The 22,819-nt window shown below is 56.2% G+C and carries 22 protein-coding genes and 1 other annotated feature; of the genes, 1 reads left to right on the top strand and 21 read right to left on the bottom strand.

The genetic code is table 11. The annotated features are described in order from the left end of the window. From ACI4OH_RS09945 to ACI4OH_RS09885, 13 genes are all read right to left on the bottom strand, one after another. On the bottom strand, positions 1-273 hold a 273-nt coding region (locus ACI4OH_RS09945), incomplete at its 3' end, for a Clp protease N-terminal domain-containing protein (protein WP_439784691.1). A gap of 135 nt (positions 274-408) precedes the next feature. Beyond that, on the bottom strand, positions 409-984 hold the full coding sequence (locus ACI4OH_RS09940; protein ID WP_439784690.1) for a UbiX family flavin prenyltransferase: 576 nt from the start codon (positions 982-984) through the stop codon (positions 409-411). A gap of 129 nt (positions 985-1,113) precedes the next feature. Continuing rightward, the gene (locus tag ACI4OH_RS09935) at positions 1,114-1,818 is read right to left on the bottom strand and encodes a thiamine phosphate synthase (protein WP_439784689.1); all 705 of its coding nucleotides are present in this window, start codon (positions 1,816-1,818) and stop codon (positions 1,114-1,116) included. Beyond that, the gene (locus ACI4OH_RS09930; RefSeq protein ID WP_439784688.1) at positions 1,815-2,153 is read right to left on the bottom strand and encodes an MTH1187 family thiamine-binding protein; all 339 of its coding nucleotides are present in this window, start codon (positions 2,151-2,153) and stop codon (positions 1,815-1,817) included. The genes ACI4OH_RS09935 and ACI4OH_RS09930 overlap by 4 nt, the downstream gene beginning before the upstream one ends. A gap of 65 nt (positions 2,154-2,218) precedes the next feature. Further along, a complete protein-coding gene (gene thiM / locus ACI4OH_RS09925; protein ID WP_439784687.1) occupies positions 2,219-3,046 on the bottom strand; it encodes a hydroxyethylthiazole kinase in 828 nt (275 codons plus the stop codon). 176 nt (positions 3,047-3,222) lie between these two features. Beyond that, entirely contained in the window at positions 3,223-4,323 is a 1,101-nt protein-coding gene (locus ACI4OH_RS09920) for a hypothetical protein (protein ID WP_439784686.1), read from the bottom strand. Positions 4,324-4,465: 142 nt separating this feature from the next. Then, a complete protein-coding gene (locus tag ACI4OH_RS09915) occupies positions 4,466-5,038 on the bottom strand; it encodes an anthranilate synthase component II (RefSeq protein ID WP_439784685.1) in 573 nt (190 codons plus the stop codon). After that, positions 5,019-6,518 carry an anthranilate synthase component I gene (gene trpE, locus ACI4OH_RS09910; RefSeq protein ID WP_439784684.1) on the bottom strand — a complete coding sequence of 500 codons (1,500 nt, stop codon included), beginning with the start codon at positions 6,516-6,518 and terminating at the stop codon, positions 5,019-5,021. Before trpE ends, ACI4OH_RS09915 begins: the two co-directional genes overlap by 20 nt. A gap of 52 nt (positions 6,519-6,570) precedes the next feature. Beyond that, entirely contained in the window at positions 6,571-7,374 is an 804-nt protein-coding gene (trpA, locus tag ACI4OH_RS09905) for a tryptophan synthase subunit alpha (RefSeq protein WP_439784683.1), read from the bottom strand. After that, positions 7,374-8,561 (bottom strand): tryptophan synthase subunit beta, encoded by a 1,188-nt coding sequence (gene trpB / locus ACI4OH_RS09900; protein ID WP_005838909.1) that lies wholly within the window; start codon positions 8,559-8,561, stop codon positions 7,374-7,376. The genes trpA and trpB overlap by 1 nt, the downstream gene beginning before the upstream one ends. A gap of 58 nt (positions 8,562-8,619) precedes the next feature. Further along, the gene (trpC, locus tag ACI4OH_RS09895; RefSeq protein ID WP_439784682.1) at positions 8,620-9,414 is read right to left on the bottom strand and encodes an indole-3-glycerol phosphate synthase TrpC; all 795 of its coding nucleotides are present in this window, start codon (positions 9,412-9,414) and stop codon (positions 8,620-8,622) included. A 2-nt stretch (positions 9,415-9,416) separates the two neighbouring features. Continuing rightward, the gene (locus ACI4OH_RS09890) at positions 9,417-10,040 is read right to left on the bottom strand and encodes a phosphoribosylanthranilate isomerase (protein ID WP_439784681.1); all 624 of its coding nucleotides are present in this window, start codon (positions 10,038-10,040) and stop codon (positions 9,417-9,419) included. 91 nt (positions 10,041-10,131) lie between these two features. Then, positions 10,132-10,398 (bottom strand) — a binding site (T-box leader). A 106-nt stretch (positions 10,399-10,504) separates the two neighbouring features. Then, entirely contained in the window at positions 10,505-11,197 is a 693-nt protein-coding gene (locus tag ACI4OH_RS09885) for a Tat pathway signal sequence domain protein (protein ID WP_439784680.1), read from the bottom strand. Between the two features lie 227 nt (positions 11,198-11,424). Here ACI4OH_RS09885 and ACI4OH_RS09880 point away from each other — a divergent pair, with 227 nt between their 5' ends. Continuing rightward, on the top strand, positions 11,425-11,631 hold the full coding sequence (locus ACI4OH_RS09880) for a hypothetical protein (protein ID WP_270380039.1): 207 nt from the start codon (positions 11,425-11,427) through the stop codon (positions 11,629-11,631). Between the two features lie 158 nt (positions 11,632-11,789). Here ACI4OH_RS09880 and ACI4OH_RS09875 read toward each other — a convergent pair whose 3' ends face one another. The 8 genes from ACI4OH_RS09875 to ACI4OH_RS09840 form a co-directional block, all read right to left on the bottom strand. Beyond that, the gene (locus tag ACI4OH_RS09875) at positions 11,790-13,673 is read right to left on the bottom strand and encodes an NAD(P)-dependent oxidoreductase (protein WP_439784692.1); all 1,884 of its coding nucleotides are present in this window, start codon (positions 13,671-13,673) and stop codon (positions 11,790-11,792) included. A gap of 167 nt (positions 13,674-13,840) precedes the next feature. Next, the gene (locus ACI4OH_RS09870) at positions 13,841-15,019 is read right to left on the bottom strand and encodes a PP-loop family protein (protein WP_439784679.1); all 1,179 of its coding nucleotides are present in this window, start codon (positions 15,017-15,019) and stop codon (positions 13,841-13,843) included. A 51-nt stretch (positions 15,020-15,070) separates the two neighbouring features. After that, complete coding sequence (locus tag ACI4OH_RS09865) at positions 15,071-15,586, bottom strand: nitroreductase family protein (protein ID WP_439784678.1); 516 nt, start codon at positions 15,584-15,586, stop codon at positions 15,071-15,073. 143 nt (positions 15,587-15,729) lie between these two features. After that, positions 15,730-16,701, bottom strand: a complete 972-nt coding sequence (locus ACI4OH_RS09860; protein ID WP_439784677.1) for a PD-(D/E)XK nuclease family transposase — start codon at positions 16,699-16,701, stop codon at positions 15,730-15,732. Positions 16,702-16,799: 98 nt separating this feature from the next. After that, positions 16,800-16,973, bottom strand: coding sequence for a hypothetical protein (locus ACI4OH_RS09855; protein WP_439784676.1), 174 nt, complete (start codon positions 16,971-16,973; stop codon positions 16,800-16,802). A gap of 39 nt (positions 16,974-17,012) precedes the next feature. Beyond that, positions 17,013-20,441, bottom strand: coding sequence for a DEAD/DEAH box helicase family protein (locus ACI4OH_RS09850; RefSeq protein WP_439784675.1), 3,429 nt, complete (start codon positions 20,439-20,441; stop codon positions 17,013-17,015). Next, a complete protein-coding gene (locus tag ACI4OH_RS09845; protein WP_439784674.1) occupies positions 20,438-21,424 on the bottom strand; it encodes an Eco57I restriction-modification methylase domain-containing protein in 987 nt (328 codons plus the stop codon). Before ACI4OH_RS09845 ends, ACI4OH_RS09850 begins: the two co-directional genes overlap by 4 nt. 103 nt (positions 21,425-21,527) lie before the next feature. Beyond that, the gene (locus ACI4OH_RS09840) at positions 21,528-22,229 is read right to left on the bottom strand and encodes a restriction endonuclease subunit M (protein WP_439784673.1); all 702 of its coding nucleotides are present in this window, start codon (positions 22,227-22,229) and stop codon (positions 21,528-21,530) included. Between the last annotated feature and the right edge of the window lie 590 nt (positions 22,230-22,819).

The following is a 22,819-nucleotide window of genomic DNA, read 5'->3' as shown; positions in this document are numbered from 1 at the left end:
GCCGAGCACGCGGACCATGTCCATGCCCATGCCGAGGCGGTCCGTCCCCTTGACGCTCGGGATCTTCGCGAGCTCCTGCTCAAGTCTTGCCTTGAGCATCGGCATATCCGTCTGGCACTCTTCAAAGATCGTCGCGAGCAGCCCCTCCGGCTCTTTGGCCAGAGCCAGCAGGACGTGTGCCGACGTGATCTCCTGATGGTATTTCATGGCTGCGATCTGCTGAGCGGATTGCAGGGCCGCCAGCGTCTTCGCTGTGTATTTTTCTTGTCCCATAATCGTATCCTCCATAATCGCTCTTATTATCTTCATTATTCTGAAACTTGATTGTTTCTATATCCTATTATAGCGATTAAAGTCAAAAAGTCAAATACTTTTTCTGACTTTTTGACTTTATTTTAAAAAATTTTTTCAATGGCCCGCTGCATCGCTTCCCTGCCAGGGTACGAAGTCGCGGGAATGGAGGTGGAACTGCATGAGGACCTTGCCGATGATGTGATGGATCTGCTTCTCGACCGTGTCGGCGCCGTTGTAGAAGGTCAGCACCGGCGGCACGACGACACAGCCATAGTCAGCCGCTTCCTTGATGTTGCGCAGATGGATGCGGCTCATCGGCATCTCGCGTGGCACGATGACGACCTTGCGCCCTTCCTTGAGGCAGACATCAGCCGCCCGCAGCAAGAGGTCGTCCGTATAGCCACTGACGATACCGGCCACCGTCTTCATGCTGCAGGGGATGATGATCATGCCGTCCGTCTCATACGAGCCACTCGATATCGAGGCGGCCATATCGCGGTTGTCGTGCACGACGTCTGCCAGAGCACAGACCTCCGCCAGTGAGAGCTCCGTCTCATACGGGAACGTCACCGCCGCCCCCTCGGTGACGATCAGATGCGTCTCCACCTCCGGCATCTCATGCAGTGCCCGCAGGAGATACCAGCCCATGATGACACCACTGGCCCCCGAAATCCCGACAATCAATCGCAAGATACATCCCTCTCTTCTCTATTGTGTGTTTCGCTTCTCATCTCATCCATTTTATCATAGGCCCTGCCTAAAAAAAAGATGAGTGCCGCGAGCGACACTCATCTCTCTAACTTCATACTCCATTGGCTATCACGAGCGCGGTGCCGCCCGCCAGGTCTCCACGAGCTCGCGCGCGGCGGCCGCCGGTTCCTCGGCTCCGGCCACGGCGCTGACGACAAAGAAGCCCTCTACGCCCGTCTTGCGCAGATTGGGCAGATCGCGCGCCTTGACGCCGCCGCCGACGACAACCGGCACGGGGCTGATCTTGTGGAGCTCCGTGAGCTCTGCGATGCTGCGCGTGATGACATGGCCTGAAGCATCGCGGCCGCAGTCCTTCTTCGTCGGCGTCTCGTGCAGTGGACCGGCACCGAAGTAATCGATATCCCGCGTGTCGGCCTGGCGGACGTAGTCGAGCAGTTCATTCGTGCGTGCCGAGAGGCCGATGACAGCCTCAGGACCCAGGAACTTGCGGCAGACTGCGACAGGGATATCGCTCTGGCCGACGTGGATGCCGTCGACCTTGATGCCCGCCTCTCGCGCGGCAAGCACGACGTCGAGACGGTCATCGACGAGCAGCACGACGTCTTTATCCTTGCCGAGCGCCTTCAGGACAGCCGCTGCCTCGCGGCAGAGCGCGATGAGCTGTCTGGCCGAAGCCGTCTTCGAGCGGATCTGCAGGCAGGTGAAGCCATTCTCGACCGCCGCCCGGATGATGTCTCCGACGGGCCGCCCCAAGGTGTTCTCCGGCCCCACTACGAGATATGCAGATATATCGAGTCTCTTGCGCATGTTCATTCCTGTCCCTCTCCTTCACCCTTTTCAGAAGTCTTGTTCTCTGCCAGGCGCTTCTCGAGCCGCTGCAGTTTGCCATGCATCATGTCATGATAGCCCGGGCGAATGTCAGCCTTGAGCACGACCTCGGTCCGGATGCCTTTCTCGGCCAGGACCATCGTCGCGCGCTTGACTACCTCCATGACTTCATCCCAATCGCCCTCAATCTCCGTGAACATCGAGTTCGTGCGGTTCGGCAGGCCCGACTCCCGGATGACGCGGACAACTTCCCCGACATAGGCGGACATCTCCTCGCCGGTCCCGCACGGTGCAATCGCCACTGCAATGAGTGTATTCATCAAAAATCCCTCTTTCCATCCATAACAATCCGCAACGATCTGTAATGATCCATCACCTGCTCTGCTCAGAGCACGACAAACGGATTGGCTGCGATTTCCTCCGGCGTCGCCGCGTAGAGGGCATCGAGGAAGGCTGCGGTAAAGCTGCCCGGTCCTTTCGCCTCGCGCGCCGCCCGGGTTCCTGCCAGATTGTAGGCCTGGACGGCGGTCAGGGCTGCGATGAACGGCGAGGCTTCCGCCAGATAGACGGCCGTGACGCCGCCGAGCGAGCAGCCGGCGCCCGTGATCTTCGTGAAGAGCTTCGAACCGCCCTCACTGCGAACGGTCAGCGAGCCGTCGGTGACGAGGTCACGCTCGCCCGAGACTGCCACAGCGCCGTGGATGAAGGAAGCCAGTGCTTCGGCTGCGGGGCGGGCCGTCTCGACGCTGTCCGTCGCATCGACACCGCGCACGCCGTCGCGCGCCACGCCGCTATCGAGGCCCCAAAGATTTGCAAGCGCGATGATCTCTGAGGCGTTGCCGCGCACGACAGACGGTGGCAGCGCGCGGAAGCACTGCAGCAGTCCTTTGCGCAGGCCGCCAATGCCGATGCCGACAGGGTCGAGCACCCACGGGCGATGATGTTCCTGCAGAGCTCTGGCCGTGCGCGGCAGTGTCTCGGCATAGAAGGGCATCAACGTCCCCATATTGATGTAGAATGCCTCACCGGCCGCTGCGATGGCCTCGCCTTCATCCGGCAGGTAGACCATCGCGGCAGAGCCGCCGGCAGCCAGCTGGGCATTGGCGACCAACTCAATCGTCACAGTGTTCGTGATGGACGGCACGAGCGGGCAGTCTTCCTTCGCCCGGCGTACGGCCGCAATGATTTCCTTCTGTATCATCTCATGATTCAAATCCGATTCCTCCTTAAAAAGTAAAAAAAGAAGGAGACGCCAAGCGGCAACTCCTTCTCGTGAATTTGTCTCCCTACGCAAGTCTTGGCTCAACAGGTTCTAAGGGTCAGGCAACAGCCTTCTCAACACGTGGTTCCCCCGCAAATCGTATGCAATTGTAGCGAGTGGATGATAGCTCAATTGCCAAGCGGCAGTTCTGTAGCCTTGGCATTTGCCAGGACCTCGGCCGGCACCTGCACATCCTCGAGCGCGTTGAAGTCGCGGCCCTGCAGGTGGAAGTCCACCGTGCTCTCCCGGATGTCCTTGAGGATCTTATCGCGCTCCGAGCGCGGCAGGTCACGGCGCTTGACGATGATGGAGGCCGCCTTGCGGATGGGGTCGGTCAGATTGGCGTGGACATCCGTCAGCATGTTCTTCTCCGTATCGATCGTGACCGTGTAGGTGAAGTCCGGCAGGCTGCGGCAGATCTCCGCTACCGTCTTCTGCATCGTCTCATCCTTCGCCGTCGGCTTGACCTGCTCCTCGAGCATCTTGCCGAAAGCCTTGCCGTCGACCGTCACGAGGTATGTCTGGCTGGTACCGTCCTGCACGCCGAACTCGACATCCTTCGCGATATCCATGAAGCCGTTCGAGAAGGCTTCCGACCAGAAGTCGTTGACCTTCTTGTCCGCCGGCTTGCGCGGCGTGACGGATTTCTCCCAAGCGCCGTGGCCGAGCTTGCAGTAGAAGGCCGTCGCCTTCTCCGTCTCACGGATGTAGTAGGCGAGCTCGCGCTCAAAGACAGGCGCACCCGGCAGCGTGAACGTGATCTGCATCGTGCCCTTTGCGCGCGTGTACGGCTCTGAGACAAACGTGATATGGCTCGTCATACCTGTGCTGCCCATCGGCGCCGAAGCGGCGAGATCCATGTCATAGGTGCCATTCTTGACCTCTGCCAAGCGGTCGAAAGCCTGGTCGAGCGAGCTCCTCGCATCGATTGAGACGTCCTCTTTCGTGGCACCTTCTTTGACAGGAGCGGCCTGCGCCTCATCCTTCACAGCAGTTGCCTCTTCTTTGTTCTCTTTGTCCTCTTTGACGGCCGTCTTGGCATTGCCGGACGTATCAGCAGGAGGAACAACGGCTGTGACAGCCGGTGCGGCCTCTGTGCCGCTCTGTGCTGCTGCCTCTGCATTTGTCATGCCATACGGTGCCAGGGCCAGGGTCAGCCCAAGCAGGATGGCGGTCATCTTCTTGCTGCTTGTGGCACGCATCGTGCCGTTCGTGAAATGGAACTTCATATAAGTGTCCCTCCTCTATCCCGCATGTCGCAGGCGCCTGCGAATTGCTGTATTTCCGTTTCGATATTACACTATTCTCTGAACTACAAGAAAAATCCTTCCCGAAAGAAGGATTTCTCTTAGCAATTTAGCAATGCAAATTTTATTTGCGCAGGTGATTGAGGAAGTTCTGCATCATCGTCCGGCCCGACGGCGTCAGGATGGACTCCGGATGGAACTGGATGCCCTCGATGTCCATCTCCTTGTGCCGCACGCCCATGATCGTACCGTCGGCGAGCTCGCTCGTGACCTCGAGGCAGTCGGGCAGCGTCGCCCTGTCGATGATCAGCGAGTGATAGCGGCCGACCTCCGTGTCCTGCGGCAGGCCCGCATAGAGACCGCGGCCATTGTGGCGGATTGGCGAGACCTTGCCGTGGATGATCTCTTTCGCCCGCACGATCTTGCCGCCGAACACCTCGCCGATGGCCTGATGGCCGAGGCAGATGCCGAGAATCGGCACCTTGCCGCCGAGCGCGCGGATGAGGTCTTCGCTGATGCCGGCGTCCTTCGGCACACCGGGGCCCGGTGAGATCACGATGCCCTCGTAATGCTTCGCCTCGACCTCGGGTACCGTCGTCTGGTCGTTGCGGATGACCTCGACTTCCGCCCCGAGTTCCGACAGGAGCTGATAGACGTTGTAGGTGAAGGAATCGTAATTATCTAAAAGCAACAACATCGTTCTCGACCTCCTCCACTACTTCAAACAGTGCTTTCGACTTCTGCAGGATCTCCTGGTATTCTTTCTCCGGCACGGAGTCGGCGACGATGCCGGCCCCCGACTGGATGACCGCCGTATCGTCGTTCTCGATGCGCATCGTGCGCAGGGTGATGCACATGTCCATATTGCCGCAGAAATCCATGTAGCCGACCGTGCCCGAGTACGAGTTGCGCTTGACGGGCTCGAGCTCGTTGATGATCTCCATCGCGCGGAGCTTCGGCGCACCGCTGACGGTGCCGGCGGGGAACGTCGCGCGCAGGACATCCATCGGCGTGTAGCCCTTCTTGAGCTTGCCGACGACTTCCGAGACCATGTGCATGACATGGCTGAAGTACTCGACCTGGCGCAGCTTCGTCACGCGGACCGTGCCAGGCTCGCTGATGCGGCCGATGTCGTTGCGCGCGAGGTCGACGAGCATCGAGTGCTCGGCACATTCCTTCGTGTCGCCCTTGAGGTCCTTGGCAAGGGCCGCATCCTCTGCGGCATCGCGGCCGCGGCGGCGCGTACCGGCAATCGGATAGGTGTAGACTGCATCGCCCGCGACTTTGACGAGCATCTCTGGCGAGGCGCCGACGAGCTTTACCGGGCCGAAGTTGAAGTAGAACATGTACGGCGATGGGTTGACCTGGCGCAGGCGGCGGTAGAAGTGGAAGCACGGCTTCGTGATCTTCTCGCGGAACTGGCGCGAGGGCACGACCTGGAAGATATCACCGGCAAAGATGTGCTCCTTGGCCTTGTGGATGGCCTGCAGGAAATCCTCCGGCGCCTTGCCGAAGCGCTTGAGGAAGTCGACCTTCTCGCGGCGCTTCGACGGCTCACTGCTCTGCGGTGCGAGCGGTGCGGCGAGCCGCGCCTCGACCTTGGCAATCTTCTCGGCCACGGCATCGTACGCTTCATTGGCATCGCGCCCCTTCGTGTCGGCCAGGCAGATGAGGCGGGCACTGTTGTGCAGCGCATCGTAGACGACGAGGACGCGGCAGATCATGAACTGTCCTAAGAGTTCCTCTTCGCCGAGTTCCATGCCGCGCACGCGGTCGAACGTCGCGACGATATCGTAGTTGAGATAGCCGACCATGCCGCCGTTCGCGAGCGGCAAAGAGGCATCCTCGACGGCCGGCTTAAAGCCCTGCATGTACGTTTTGATGGTCTTGACCGGCTCGCCCGCGATGCATTTCATCAGGCCGTTCTCATTGATCATGAGCTTGTCCTTGAAGACCTGCAGCCTTGCAAAGGGCTCTGCCCCGATGAAGGAGAAGCGGCCGAACTGCTGGTGCGTCGTGTCGACGGATTCGAGGATGAACCCCTTCTTCTCGCCGACGAGCTTATAGTAGACGGAGACAGGCGTGTCGAGATCCATGTTGATTTCCTTGGCGACAGCGATGAGATTCGTCTCCGCTGCCAGCTTGCAGAACGCCTCCCGCGATGGTTTGAGTTCCATGATGATTGCTCCTCTCATGTCACGCATAGGATATCGGATACTGGACAGAGTGTCAGGCGTTCTTGCCGTACGCCTCATCGAGTGCTTTGCGCATCGCGCGGATCAACGCCATCGCCTCATCGAATTTACCGTCCATGAGGCGTTTGACCACTGCACTGCCGACGATGACCGCATCGCTATGCGCAGCAGCATCGACAGCCGCCTCCGGCGAGCCGATGCCGAAGCCGACGGCCAGCGGCGTATCCGTGAACTTGCGCGCCTTCTCGCAGACCTTGCCGATCGTCGAGTAGTCAATCTTCTTGACACCCGTGACACCGTTGTTCGAGACACAGTAGATGAAGCCCGTCGCGCCCTTGCACGTCTGCGTCATGCGCTCCTCCGTCGTGCCCGGCGTGATGAATTCCGCCAGGTGGAAGTCATGAGCCGCGCAGATCTTGCGCATCTCGCCCGACTCCTCATGCGGCACATCCGGCACGATGATGCCGTCCATGCCGGCGGCCTTGAAGTCTGTGACAAACTTCTCGAAGCCGTAGTGGTACATGTTGTTGATGTAGCCCATGCCGATCAGCGGGATCTCCGAGAACTTGCGGATCTCGCGCACGATCTCGAGCTCTTTCTTGAGCGTCATGCCATTCTTCAGGGCACAGACCGAGGCCGACTGGATGACCGGGCCGTCCGCCATCGGGTCCGAGAACGGCAGGCCGAGCTCGATGACATCAGCGCCCGCCTTTTCTGCCTCGCGGACGGCCCGGAGCGTCGTCTCGACGTCCGGCGCACCGGCCGTGATATAGATGAAGATTCCCTTTTTGCCGGCTGCCTTGAGTTCAGCCATCTTTTTATCCAAACGCGTGCTCATCACTCAATATCCTCCCCAAGAACTTTTGCTACCATCTGTACATCCTTATCGCCGCGGCCCGAGAGCGTGACGACGACCGATTCATCCGGGTGCGTCTGCGGCATGAGCTTGTCGAGATACGCCAGCGCATGCGAGCTCTCCATTGCCGGGATGATGCCCTCGACCTTCGAGAGACGCTGGAAGGCATCGAGTGCCTCCTGATCCGTGACCGAGACGTACTTGACAATCCCTTCATCTTTATAGTAGGAATGCTCTGGTCCGACACCCGGATAATCGAGACCGGCCGAGATGGAATACGCCTCGACGACCTGGCCGTCCGGGTCCTGCAGCAGGTAGCTGAACGCACCGTGCAGGATGCCCGGCTCACCGGCGCCAGAGAGCGTCTTGGCATTGTCCGTCGGCGCCTCGCCGCGGCCGCCCGCCTCAACGCCGAATTTCTTGACAGACGGGTCATTGCGGAAGTCGTAGAACGTGCCGATGGCGTTGCTGCCGCCGCCGACGCAGGCCAGGAGGTAATCCGGCAGACCGCCGATCTTCTCGATAGCCTGCTCGCGGATCTCCTCGCCGATGACTTTCTGGAAGTCGCGCACGATGGTCGGATACGGATGCGGGCCGACAGCCGAGCCGATGATGTAATGCGTATCCGTGATATTCGTAGCCCAGTAGCGGATGGCCTCACTCGTCGCATCCTTGAGCGTGCCCGTGCCGGAAGAGACCGGGATGACCTTCGCGCCGAGCAGCTTCATGCGGAAGACATTGAGTTTCTGGCGCTCGACATCGAGCGCTCCCATGAAGACGTGGCACTCCATGCCGAAGAGCGCGGCGACCGTCGCCGAAGCGACGCCGTGCTGACCGGCACCCGTCTCGGCGACGATGCGCTTCTTGCCCATGCGCTTCGCGAGCAGGGCCTGGCCGAGCGCATTGTTGATCTTGTGGGCGCCCGTGTGCAGGAGATCTTCGCGCTTGAGGAAGATCTTCGCGCGGCCGTAGTACTTCGTGAGCTTGTCGGCGTAGTAGAGATTCGTCGGGCGGCCTGCATACTCGCGCAGGTACGTCTTGAACTCATTCTGGAAGTCCGGGTCGTCCTTGTACTTGGCATAAGCGGCCTCGAGCTCATTGAGTGCCGGCATGACGATTTCCGGCACATACTGTCCACCAAATTTTCCAAATCTGCCTTTCGTGTTCATCTGTGTTCTTCCTTTCTTGTCGCTATCCTATCTCTATGCAATGCAGCCTGCATGGGAATCAGGCCATATCTAACTGCTCTTCGCCGGCGTTTGCCATCAGGCGTGTCTGTGCGGCGACATCGTCGGCACGGACGAGGCCCTCGCCGACGAGGATGCCATCGCAGCCTGCAGCGCGCAGACGCCTTGCGTCCTCCCCTGTGAAGACGCCGCTCTCGCTGATCAGCGTGCGGCTCTTGTCCGCATACGGCAGCAGCTCCATCGTCTGCTCGATCGACGTCGTGAACGAGACGAGGTTGCGGTTGTTGATGCCGATGAATTCCGCCGGCGTCGCGAGCGCCGCCTCCATGTCCCGGCGGTCATGGACTTCGATGAGCGCATCCATGCCGAGGCTCCAGGCCGTGTAGAGGAAGCGCTTGAGCGTCTCCGGCGTCAAGATGCGCGCGATCAGCAGCACGGCATCGGCGCCGAGCATCCGCGCCTCGTAGATCTGGTAATCATCGATGATGAAGTCCTTGCGCAAGAGCGGCAGGCTGACCTCTGCGCGGACCTTGCGGAAATCCTCGTTGCAGCCGAGGAAATGAGGGTCTGTGTGCACGGAGAGCATGCTCGCGCCGCTTTTCTCATAGATCCGCGCGAGCTCCGTGACGGAGTAGCGGCGGCAGAGGCGGCCCTTGGCCGGGCTCTGGAGCTTGCACTCAGCGATGAGGTTCCAGTCGCGCTTGCGGAAGCGGTGCGCCATCGCGAACGTCCCGCTGACGAGCGAGCGCTTCACTTCAGCGAGTGGCATCTCGCGCTTCGCATTGGCGACGATATCCTTCTTCTTCTCGACAATCTCTGCTAAAATATCCCGCAATTTCAATTCCTCCCATTGATCTTTTTTATCTGCGCCATAAACGCGGCGATGCGCGCGGCTGACTTCTCACGGTTGACTTCCAGGCTGCCGGAGACATCGACAGCAAACGGATGGAAGATATCATTGACCTCGGCGACGTTCGCCTCACTGATGCCGCCCGCAATCAGCACGGGCTTCCGGATGGCTGCGACCTCGCGCTGTGCTCTCTGCCAGTCGAAGCACGTGCCCGTGCCGCCCGCCGCGCCCTCCTGGTAGGCGTCGACGAGGATCATCGCGGCGGGGAACGCATTGGCCGCCTCCGCCGAGAAACCGTCGCCGTAACGGTATGCCTTGATGACGGGGACTTCCATCTGCTTTGCATAGGCCGCGTCCTCATGGCCGTGCAACTGGACAAAATCGAGATGGCACTGCTTTGCGATAGCATTGACCACCGCAGGCTCCTCGTCGACGAAAACGCCGACCGTCTTGACGCTCTGCAGCGCTGCCCCAATGCTGGCAGCCACCTCCGGCTCGACGAAGCGGTGGCTCTTGCGCCAGAAGATGAAGCCGATGAAATCCGCACCAGCCGTTTCGGCTGCGCGAGCCGCCTCGATCGTCTTCATGCCACATAATTTTGCCTTGAGCATTATTCCACCCCTCACAATCACTCGTCCATCTTGAAAGCACCTGTCAAGAAATCAATCAAATCAATCAAAAAGCCCCGCCGAGCTCATTGCTCAGCGGGGCGAAAAATTTTCGCGGTGCCACCCGGTCCAAATGACAAAAGCCATTCCTCATTTCCGGTACGGGAAAGGTTCCGATACCGTAGCCCTTTAACGGTGGCGGCCGTCCCAGCCTACTCTCCTGTTCCTCGACGGAATCGACGGGATTTGGGTGGGCTCTCGCAGGACCATTCACATAACATATCGCGCCGTACCTTGCACCAATCGACGGCTCGCTGTCGGGATAGCGGCTATGCTACTATTTCCTGTTCGATGATTTCGTGTAACACTGTTAACTTGTTGATGGTCTTTATCTTACTCGCCTTTGCGCGAGCTGTCAAGTATTTTCTCGAAAAAAATTCTCAATCCATCGCATCTGCACAATCGGCTCAATCGTCCATCATGTCAGGATGTGGTCCGGGATGATCGCCCAGACCATGTGGGCCGGGTCCATGGAATTCCTGCAGTGCACTGCGATCCACACCGAGCTGGTCTGCTACATCACCCCAGCGGTTGTTGATCTTCTTGAGATTGAGGACCGACTGGATGTCCTTGCCGGACTCCTTGGCGAGGATTGCCGCGCAGGAGATATCCCACGGCTCATAGCCGTCTTTCAAGAGCTTCAGCGCCGCTGCCTCATCGATACTGCCATCCTGGCTCAGGTCCTTGGCCGTCATCTCGCTGCGCACCTGCTCTACTTTCTCGCGCGTCACGCCGAGCGATGACTCGATGTCACGCCAGTCCTTATCATCCGTCTTGAGTGCCATGACATCGGCAAAGGATTTACCGCTGATCTTGGCCAGCATAGCGGCCCGGCCGATATCGCGAAAATCCTTCTGGTCGTCCAGCGCACTCTTGACCTGCTTCGCATCGACGCCAAACGACGTGGCGATGTGCTTAGCCACCTCATCGGTCGTCATCTTTGGCGGCTGGCCATCCGTCCGCTCGCTCTGTGTCATGTAGTAGCGCGGGCGCAGGTCTGTCTTGTCCTTCGACTGTGCCGAGAGGATGCCAAAGCCTCCCACCGTCAGCACAAGACCGGCCACGACGCCAGCAACAATCTTACGCTGTGTCCATCTCATATCCATCAACGCCTTTCTGTCAACGCCTTTCTGTCAGCTGAATCGTTCTTTCTGGATGCTTCTACTATACGGAAGAGGATTTAAGTTGACTTTAGCAAGGAATTAGAAATCAAGTAAATTTGCTAAATGGCCAGATTCCTGCAAGTTTATTTCAAAAAAACAAGGAAAAAACCATCAGGATGTCGTATAATAATAAATACAGGTTATTATGGAAAGAGGTGACTAGGATGACGGAACAGGAAATCGAGAAACTCGTCCAGGACAAGCTCAACGAGGCTTATAAAGAGAATGAGCCCCCGAAGAAGTTCTTCCTCACGGAGAACGGCCGCGGTGTCGTCGATGGCGGCGACATGTACAACTCGGTCGTCGAGGATGTCCTTCGCATCGTGCAGAAGGCCATGACGGAGACGCTCAAGGCCGCGCTCAAGAAATAAGGCATGAAAAAAACCGGCAGGAACAGCACCTGCCGGTTTTTTTATGCCTTATTCGCCATTCGCCATATCTCGCTGCTGCCTCAGGGATTTTCTTTCACGATCTGGACATCACTATCCAGCCCGCTCCCTCCGGCCTTCCAGATTATCCAGACAATCCGTCAGTCCGTGACCAGCTGGTCTTTCGGCCGCTTCTTGGCCTGATACATGCGGCGGTCCGCGCGGGATACGAGCGACTGGACCGTGTCGCCTTCCCGTACCACGGTGATGCCGATAGACGAGCGGCAGAATACCCGCTGTCCATCCACCATGGTCTCACAGTTGTTCGCCAGCATCATGAAGCGTCTCGCAGCCCCCTCGATTTCCTCTGGCCCCTTCAAGTGCAGCAGGCCCACGAATTCATCGCCGCCCCAGCGGCAGAATTTGTCAGCCTTCCTGCCGTACTTCCGCAGCGCAAGGCCCAGGCTGCGGAGGAGGGCATCGCCTGCAGCATGGCCATAGGTGTTGTTGATATCGTGGAAGTTATTGACATCGGCAAACAGCACGGCAAACGGCTGCCCTGTCCGCCGGAATATCTCCAAGGCTTCATCGAGACAGACCTCCATGAACTTCCGCCCCGGAAGGCACGTCAGCGGGTCGCGCGTCGCCATCTCGTAGATGGACTGGATCAAATCCTGGTCATAGCTCTTATCGGTCAGCGGGATAAAGAACGAGACGAGTTCCCGGACCTTCCCATCCGGATCCTTCAGCGGCACCAGCGTATTGCGGATCAGGACATCACTGCCGTCCTTGTGCCGCATGAACATCTGCATCGACTTGGGCTGCCCCGTCGTATAGGCGACGATTGCTGGGCAGTAGTGATTCGGGATCTTATCGCCGTTCGTGAACGAACACCCGATCGGCATCTCCACGCACCGCTTGCCCTCCATCTCCGACGCCGAAAAGCCGAGAAGGCGCTCCGCCTCACGGTTCCAGTACAGCAGCGTGTGATTGGGGCGCAAGATGTAGCAGCCAATCGGGGCGGCATCCATCATCATCTTCAGGGCGCGGTCCACTTCGGATTCTTCCACTCCAGATCCTTCCGATTTGGTCGCCGTCTGCCCAGTCCCCTTGCCGCAGCCTTCAGGCCGCATCTGGCCATCTCTCGGAGGATTGACGGCACGCATGGGGATGCGCCCCTCGGCGACTGTCTGGATATCCTCCCCGATCATCTGGTAACTGCGCCGGAAACTCGAGGCAGTGATGCCGCCGATATGGGGGCTGAAGATCACCCGGTCCTCCATGTCTCCATACAGATGGAGCAACGGGTGATCTTGCCGCACGGGCTCATGGTCAATCGTATCGAACGCGGCCATGGCGAGATGCCCCGCCCGCAAGGCATCGATGAGCGCCTCATCGTCGACAAGCTCTCCCCGGGACGTATTGACGAGATAACTCCCTGGACGCATCTTCTCAAAGAACGCGTGATCTACCATGCCCTCAGTCTCAGGGGTCACCGGCAGGTGCAGGCTGACGATATCGCTTTTAGAGAGGAGTTCATCCAGCGGCATGAACCGGACACCGTCCCGCTCTTCTTCCTCATGGGAAAGCAGATGGCGCTTGTAGTAGAAGATATCCTTGACCCCATAGGCCCGCAGGAGTCTCGCGACACAGTGGGCGATGTCCCCATAGCCGATGAGCCCGATGCGGCAATCGGCCAGTTCCTTAAGGTTCGCCGCCTGCATATAGGCTTCCTTGACCGAGATCTGCAACCCATTGCGGACAGCGCGGTCGTTCTGTATGATATTGCGCAGCATACTCATCATGAGCAGCAGCGTCTGCTCCGCCACTGCCATGGCGTTCATCCCCTTGGAGTGGCAGACCAGGACATGGCACGACGATGCAGCATCGAGATCGATGGTGTTGAACGCCACACCCTCTGAATGGATGGACTTCAGGCGCGGCATCTTGCGGATGAGCTCTCCCGGTATCTTCGCGATCGCATCCGTGATGATGAACTCCGCATCGCCAGCCTGCTCCAGGTATTCTGCCACAGGCAACCCCATCGGCATGTCGACCCAGTCGGCCTGCCGCAGGATGCTGTCCTTTGCTGAAAACCGCTCCATATTTCCCTTTTTCCCGATATGTAAAATTTTCATGGCACTTTCTCCCATTGATTGGTGCGATTTTCTCTCTATCTCTGCCCAACCGGCATGCGCATCAATCCTCTTGCTCAATCGTATTGTTCTAAAAAGCTGTGTTCCTCGCCTCCCTGCTTGTACTTCAGGACCGTGTCGAGATTGACGTTCTCGAGGGCATGGAAGATATTGCCGGGGACCTGGCTGTTCGTCTCGGAGAGCTTCGCGATGAGCTTCTTGACCTCGAGGCGCTTGGAGTCTGTCGTGCCATCCGTATGGCAGGTCGAGCACGTCTCCGTGAACTTGCAGGCGCACTGGATGAAGTAGAGGCCGTTGTCATCGCGCCAGCGCTTGATATCCGCCTCGTGGATGTAGTAGAGCGGCCGGATGAGCTCCATGCCCGGACAGCTCGTGCTCTTGACCTTCGGCATCATCGTGCGGATGGCCCCCGAGTAGAGCATGCTCATGAGGTTCGTCTCGATCACATCGTCAAAGTGATGGCCGAGCGCGATCTTGTTGCAGCCGAGCTCGCGCGCCTTGCGGTAGAGATAGCCGCGGCGCATCTTGGCACAGAGGTAGCACGGCGACTCCTCCACGTGGAAGACCGACTCGAAGATATCCGTCGAGAAGAATGTCAGCGGCACATGGAGGAGCTTCGCATTCTCCTCGATGATGCGCCGGTTCATCTCATTGTAGCCAGGGTCCATGCAGAGGAAGACGAGCTCAAACGGGAACTTATTGTGGCGCTTGAGCTCCTGGAAGAGCTTCGCCATGAGCATCGAGTCCTTGCCGCCCGAGATGCAGACGGCAATCTTGTCGCCAGGGCGCACGAGGTCGAAGCGGCAGATGGCCTCGACGAATTTCGTGGAGATCTTGTGCTTGTACTTCTTTCGCAGAGAGCCTTCAATGCGCTTGAGCCGCTCTTCATCCTCCTCCGCTTCAGCCGTCTCGCGCTCCAGCTTGCGCTGCAGCCAGAGAGAGTACCCCCCTTGCAGCGAGACAGCCGCATACCCCTGCTCGCGGAGATTCTGCGCGAGACCGAGGCTGATCTTGCCCCACATGCAGATGCAGACGATGAGCTTTCCCTCCGGCAGGTCATAGCCGCCCTGCTGCAGTTCCAGCGGATTGAGGTTCTGCGCACCCGGCAGCGAGCCGCGCTCAAACGCCACCTCATCGCGGATGTCCACGAGGCAGGCCTCATCCGGCCCGAGCTTCGCCAGCTCCTCCACCGTGATTTCCTGTTTGTTCTTCCAATCTTCTATAAAAGCCGTCATGCTCGATATATTCTTCCTTTACAATCTTTCTTACCCCAGCCCATGGACATCTTACAAGACTTTCACGAGCTCCTCGTTGCTCCTGCGCTGCGTGTGAGCGGGAGCAGGCTGGACACCGTCTGCGGCATAGCCGATGGGCAGCAGCAGCAGCGGCACTTCGTTCCGTTCCAGGCCAAAGGCATCCGCGGTCTTGGACACCGGGAAGAAATTCACCCAGCAGGACCCGATACCGAGATCCCAGGCCTCAAACATCATGTGGGTCGCCACGATGCTGGCATCCTGCTCGCCAGCCCGGATGCTGTGCTCGAATGGGTTCACCCACTCCTCGTCCTTGCGCACCGTCACCATCAGCACCACCGGCGCATTGAAAGCGCAGCGCGTGAGCCCGCGGATCTTCTCCAAGGCCTCCGGACTCTGCAGCACATACACGCGGTATGGCTGATAATTGTGCCCCGTAGGCGCAATGCGCCCAGCCTCCAGGATCGCGTCCAGCTTCTCCTTCTCGATCGGCTTATCGCTGAATTTCCGCACCGAATATCTTTCCTTGGCTAACTCCATGAATGCCATGTTATCTCATCCTTTCCTCGTTCAAGTTGCGCATCTCTTTTCACATACTTCTATTCTACTAGGATTCGCAGGGATTGACAACACACCAAAAAATCCCACCGGCCAATGACCGATGGGATTGATGTGTTCGTGTATAGCCGTTGTTAATGCTCCTTCTTCAGCGCCTTCTCGTAATGTTCTTTCTCCTCGAGAGGGATGCGCAGTACCTGCATCGCCTTCTCTAAAGGCCAGCCCGTACTCTCAATGAGGTTTTGCAAATCCTCTTTCGCTCGATTAAAGGTACCGACATTGACTCCGTTATCAAATCCGTTATTAAATCCGTCATTATAGACGCCTTCGCTCAAGTTGCACATCTTACTCAACTCCTTCGTTTCATCCTCTGTCAGACGGATGCCGTATTCTTCTTCCAACTGTTGCTTCTTGACCAGTGCCGGTGCTTTCTCCTTGAAGATGATGCGCAGCATCTCGATCAGGCTATCCTGTGTCTTGCGATTGCCGAGGTACAGCATGACGACGTTCAAGAGATTGTACTGCCACTCTTCTGCGCGATATTTCCCATGCAGGCGCTCTTCCGTCATCCGATAGCGGTTGATGGAGTTTCCCATGTCCTTCGGCGCGTTCATGCAGATCCAGATCGTGTAGACTTTCTTGATCTTATCATAGTCGTTGCCATAGAAGTCGCGTCCACGCTGAGAGGATACCATGCGGCTCGCGTAGTACGTTGCCCTCTTCAGTATGGAATAGCCAGGATTCGCCCTATCCTGCGCCTCGATGTTGATGATGAGCATGATGGGCTCTTTCGTCTTCGGCACGAGTGCCTGGAACAGGATGTCGTACCGCACCATTCCCTCCGAGATGCTACCATCTTCGGTATTATTGCCCTGAATGCGCTCATATTCCTGATTCGTCTCATCCGGATGCACCGGCACCTGACTGATAAGCGGCGTTCCTTCGATGTACTTCGTCATGATGTCCTGTACTGATTCGTCCTTGAACTCCTCGACCATGCGCTTCAAGATGAATGCCAGGATCTTCTTCTGGGACAGCACCTTCTTCGCCGCCTGGTCATAAGCGGCATTGCGATTGCCGTACAGCGCTTCTTCTGCTGAACTCATGCTCCCACCTGCCTTTCTACTTCCATTTTACTAGGATTCGCGGGAATTGACAACGACGCAAAAAATACCACCAGCCATTGGCTGATGGTATCCTGTTGTTAATACTGCTTCTTCAGCACTTTCTCGTAATGCTCTTTTTCCTCAGGTGGGATGCGCAGCATCTCCATTGACTTAGACAAGGACCAGCCCGTGCTCTGGATGAGGTTTTTCAAATCTTCTTTCGCTCTATCATAAAATCCATTGTTATAGACGCCTTCGCTCAAGTTACACATCTTACTCGACTCCTTTGTCTCATCCTCTATCAGACAATGTCATTTATCCTGCTGCAGATGATAGAGTTTTGCCAACTCCTGTTTCAGTGTTCCCTTCTCTGCATATGGCAGAGTATCAAATAGACGGATATTATGATTCTCGATGCAGATATCCTCGCTGAAACCGAGAATATAGCGCAGGCAGATGCGATAGATAATCTCTGTTGGCGCACAACCGTAGACCTGCTTAGCAAAAATATGATTCAGCCTCGCTGCATCATCGGGGAATAGTGCCTTCATCCGCTTGCTCTGATAGAGCCGAGTAACAATCTCCGTGATGTACATGCCGGACTTCATGTAGAGGTCGGCAAACGTCGCATCCGGATTATCAAAGCAGCCAGGATTTTCCTTTTCAAGCCGATTCACCATATCCTGTACCACGCGCTTCGGCGTAAAAATCTGGTTCGTCTTCTGCGGTGGGATATAGTCAAAGATATCGCCTTTTGTGTCTGGGGAGAAATAATTCGCGAGCTCCTTGCGTTTCCGCATGAACTCTGCAACTGCGTCATCAAAGACCACGGGATCAAAGAGATGGCCGTTAAAATGCTTTTTATGGGCCTCATCGCGAACCTCTTTGCCATGCTCGTCCTTCTCATAGTAGTCGCCACCATCGCGCAGCAGGCGGAACATATCGAGCGTGACGCCCTTGCCGCTCTGCGGGCTCACCGTTACTTCCCAGAATACATCTGCCGGGACGAGTTCATCGAAGTTTTCAAGCGTCGTATTTTCATCGCCATACGCCATAAGGAATGCGGGTATCGTGCGCGAAAAGCCGCGCAAATGATCGCGGACATTTCCCTCGATGGTGTCCTTTTCCTTCTCCAGTTTCTCCTTCTCGACCGTCTCGACGATGGTCTCTGCCGCCTGTTTGACGGTCTCCTCACTGCTGAGCTTCTGCTGGATGCTCGTCATCATCTGCTGATAGCTCTCCTCGCGCTTTTTCTCATATGCCGCATCAAGATCAGAGATTTCCTGCATCGAGGCACCTGCCTGTTGTGCTGCCTCGATTTTCTCTTTGCGCTCCCGCACGAGCAGGTTATCACGGATGGCATGATCTCCGTACGCACTGCTCACCACCTTATCGGTCGTCTCCTGGATTTTCTTCTCGAGCCGCTTCTGCGTGGATTTCTTGAGGTCAGCGCCATACTGCGTACGCGCAGTATCCATGAGCGTATCCGCAATTGGCTGACTGAGCTGCTTCTTGAGCTGTTCCAGCTCCTCCTTCTGAGGATTGGGATGTTTCTCATGCTCTTCTTGTACAGCCGTAACCGCCTCTGTCAGCCGGTCGTCAACATCTGCGTAGACTTTCTTCCCGAAAACTTCTGCAGCAGTGCCGATGACCTGCTCATCCGGTATATCCACCTCACCCTCATCGTTGAGATGCAGATTATCTGCCGTATCTTCATCAATATCCACCTTGCGCAGTGTCTTCGGCTGTTCGATGGCCTGTAGACCGTTAATGACGTCGATGATCTCGCGCGGCGCACCGAAAATGCCGGAAATATTGGCAAAAAGGAAATTCGACATGAAGCCGCGCTCTACGACCTCCTTCGCATGGATATGGCGCGGGATCGTGAGCACCGACTCTGCGTCGAGCTCAATCATCGCACCCGCGTCATCCTCGCCATAAACCGGGAAGAAGTTCAACAGCTCACGCACATGGTTTTTCCTCTGGTCAAAATCGCCCTTATCGCCGGACGTCTCCGGGATGAGATCGTTCGCGAACTGCTCGAAGATCGTCAGTGTCCGCGCAGGATCGAAATCGAAAACATAAGCGTTCTGTTTTCGGTAAGAGTTCCCCTGTGCGTCGACAAAAAGGCAAGGATTCTGCGCGCGGAATGCCGCTTGCATATAGAGCGCAGGGGAAGCCATGTTCGACAGCATGAGCACGGCCGTCCACTCCGGGATTGTCACGCCTGTCGTCAGCTGACCGACTGAGAGCGTGATGGTCTTATCGTACTGCCGGATGGCCTGCGTCACGCGGTCAAAGGACTTCTCCGTCTCCTGCTCGTCATCGAGCCGTCCATCTCCCGCCGCGAGGATGATCTCATAATCCTTGAACACTGGATGCAACCGGAGTTTTTTTGCAAGAGCCTTCGCACTCGCGACACGGTTCAAGAGCCAGAATGTATGCTTGAGCTCTGCACGCAGCTCCGGCGTAGAGAAGGGGAACTTCTCCTGATGCGTGAGTGCATCGAGGAATTTATCCACATCTGCATCATGCAGGAACTTCCCCGAATCATTTACGGCGAAGAATTCATTCAGGTCGAACGCGTACTCTTCCTGCTCCTGGTCGGCGAGCGTGATGCCCTGCTCCGCTTTCTCGCGCACCAACTCTGACATCTGATAGGTGAAGAGCGATAGCTTTGGCAGCTTCGCATAGGGATTCTCCTGCTCGCTCGTGTCGTCCCAGTCGCGCTTCTTCCGCTGCTCATCCGCGTACGTCCAGTTATAGATGGCCTTCTCCGGGAACTTATCGTTCGCAAGTGCCTTGAACGGCGTACCAGAAAGATGCAGCGTATAGCGCCGATCGATATGCTGGAAGGCCGTATCCGTCTTGTAGGTATCAACACCCTCATGCGCTTCATCGATGATGAGCAGATCCCAGACCAGCCCATGCTCGGCACTCACCTCTGCGAGCTTGTCATACTGCCCGCCAAAATAAAGCGAACCCTTGAGATCCTGCAGGCTCACGAACTCAATGCAGCCTGTGACATCTTCCTCGTCCTCCGCAGCCCGCTCCAGGAAATCCTCCCGGCTCACCACATAGCGCCGATCCCGGATGCCGTCCACATTGCTTACGAAAAGATACCCGCTCTGTGGACCGAAGAACGTCTCATAGTCCTGATACCACGAATTCGCGATGGCGGGGCGATTCGTCACGATGAGGACATTCTTTGCAGAAAGTCTCCGCGAGAGGTCATAGGCAGAAAGCGTCTTACCGAAACGCGGCTTGCAGTTCCAGAGGAACTCACCGTGCTCATGCATACGGAAATACGCGAGCGCCTGCGTGACTGCTGCCTCCTGCTCCTCGCGCAGACGGTACGGGATGACGGCCGCCGTTTCGTCCTCGGCCGCCACGCCGTGATTCTGCGCGAAGTCGATATAGTCCCCCTTCGCCGCGTCCGGGGAAATCTCAAACCACTCCGTACCCTCGCGCCGCGCGATGCCGAGCTTCTTCAGATAAGCATGGAAATCCTTATCCGTGAAGTTCCCATAGGGCTCCGTCATATAAGCCGCGCGCAGATGCCACCAGAGCTTCGGCATGAGGCCAGCCGTATGCGTCTGCTCCTTGATGCGCGTCATCACCTCGCGCTCCGTAAAGCCGATCTTCGTCCAGCCCTCATTCGCCGGCACGCCCGGCAGCGTATAAGCATAGCACTGCGGCGTGACCTTAGTCGTGGTCTTGATCTGGATTGCCGCCATCATGCCATCTCCTTAATACATGAATCAATATAATTTTCTTCGCTAGAAGTTAAACCATACTTTTCAATCAGACGTTTATCATCCCATGATTCTTCAAAGTTCTGAATTGGTACAAAAACAAATGTCGACCTACTAATATGTATTGAAGTTAGTGCTTGTAACAATAAAAATCGAACAAATTTAGTTCGTAAATATTGAATTGCATTCTTTGACTCAGTAGCTGTCTTAAAAGGACCTGCAAAAATATACGAATGAGTACACACTTCTCCTGGGTTCATCACTTGCATTGATTTTGTCAAAACCCTAAACTTTCCATCCGATGATGGTTCGCCTGCATGTTCTGCACTAGTTTGGCTAATCATTGAACGATACGTATCAATTGTGTCTAGACCTTTACCGATAATATCTTTTGATATATAACTAGCCCCTTTACTAGAATATAATTTAATTGTATGTGACACATCTCTTTTTGCTACGCCACGAACTTTTGTTGCTAGTCCATAAGGGCTAATAGCACTAATGATAGAATCCATTGTTTCTTCATTTTCTTTTTGTACTTTTCGAATAATCTTTACCGCATCATTATATCTGACAAGAACTGGAAATTCAGAGAGACTCCTTGTCATCGAATTTTCCTTTCCCTGCAATCGGCTTATAAAATTACAATCCCCATCATAATCTTTATCCCATACAAAATAATTCACACCACCACTAATACTCGTGTTTGGAAATACCATTTTCGCATTCGGATAATTTACTATAGTCTTAATATGATGTTCATTCAACATTTCTTTTCGAAATGAATCTAACCCTATACCTCCGGCAAACCAACGAGATGGGGTTATTAGGCAAATGCATGCAGGATCCATACGTTTTATTGAATCAAAGAATAAATTATAAATAGGTTTTGCTTGACGTCCTACATCAGCTTTATCTTCCTGATACGGTGGATTCCCAATCACATAGTCAAACATTTTCTTGCCCATCGTCATGCTCCTCTCCGTCAGTCCATATAATACACAATACCCGTACCTCGATGAGCCGAAACGGGTGATGATTTTTTGCGATAACGTTGCAAATCTTGAGTCGTTATGTTTTGAGCGCCCGGAAGCAGGTGTATTTCTGCCGCCGCCAGTTCTTGATGCGGCAAGGGAGAGCAACAGGCATGGAGGCTTGTCCCTCATGTTCAGGGATGTCAAAGAGGGAGATCTCCTCGACAGGCGCATAGGGTTTCCCGAGCGGCACGGTGTCCTTGAGTCCGTCCATCTGCCAGAGGTTCCAGGCAATTCGCTCAGCGATGACTGCGAGAAGCTTCGCATCCGGCTCTTCCCCCCATCGCTCACGATAATAGTCCAGGAAAGTCAGCAGCAGATTCACGCGCGCAATGAGCAGGCTGTCGCCCTGGTATTCATAACCGTAGCAGGATTCATAGGCGCGAAGAGCCCACTTGGCCCAGTCGGCATATGTTTCCGTATTCTCGTTTACGATGCGGAGCTTGCGGTCGAGCTGGCCGATGCGCCTCTTGAGCGGCAGGATGAGCTCGCCCGTCGATGCATCGTAGCGCGATACGAGATAAGGGGCTTCACCGCAGGTGATCTCGAGCCGCCGGGAGTCGACGTAGCGCTGCCAGAGCGGCACCTTGCGCCGTTTCTGCGGCGGGAAGACAATCTTCCCCTCGGTGACGGTCCAGGTATGGTCTGCATTTTCGGTGTTGAATACATTCTCTCGACCGAACCATTCGCGGTCGAGGTGATTGTTCATCACATTGCAGAGCCAAGCCGGGGTAAACACCTCTGCCTTTTTCCGCGTGCGTGCAGCCTGAGCCTCCAACGTTTTTTCAATACGTGGCTGGATGAGATCCGCATGACGGATCAAAGCCGCCGTCCTGATCTGCTCCGTATCTTTGAATCCAGTACCATAGGACTCATAGGTATCCGTCGCCCAGATGATATTCTTCCGGGTTGTCTTATCCTTCAACAAACGATGAAGCTGCCCAAAAACCGGCGGCTTCATCAAATCGATTAACGTTTCCACACATGCTCCTCTTCATGAAAATCCGGCCTGTCTCTAGCTGAACGTCTAAGTCAGCATAAAAAGACACGCCACTCCTCATCTCGATTCTCTGTCTATTCTAATATACATTGTTCTGTTCTCTCATTCAAGTGTTTATTTTCGTCATATATCGCAGCTGCAACACAATGATCCTGCAGGGTCATGGATAAGAAATCCCATTTGATAGATAGATTGTATCTGCCCTACAGATGATTCCCGCATACAAAAAATCCCACCGGCCAATGGCCGATGGGATTGATGTGTTCGTGTAAAGCGGGCGATTAACGCTTCGAGAACTGGGAAGCCTTGCGGGCTTTCTTGAGGCCGTA

Source organism: Mitsuokella apri, assembly GCF_051886055.1.
Lineage (GTDB): Bacteria > Bacillota > Negativicutes > Selenomonadales > Selenomonadaceae > Mitsuokella.
This window is presented reverse-complemented; position numbering and strand designations above follow the sequence as displayed.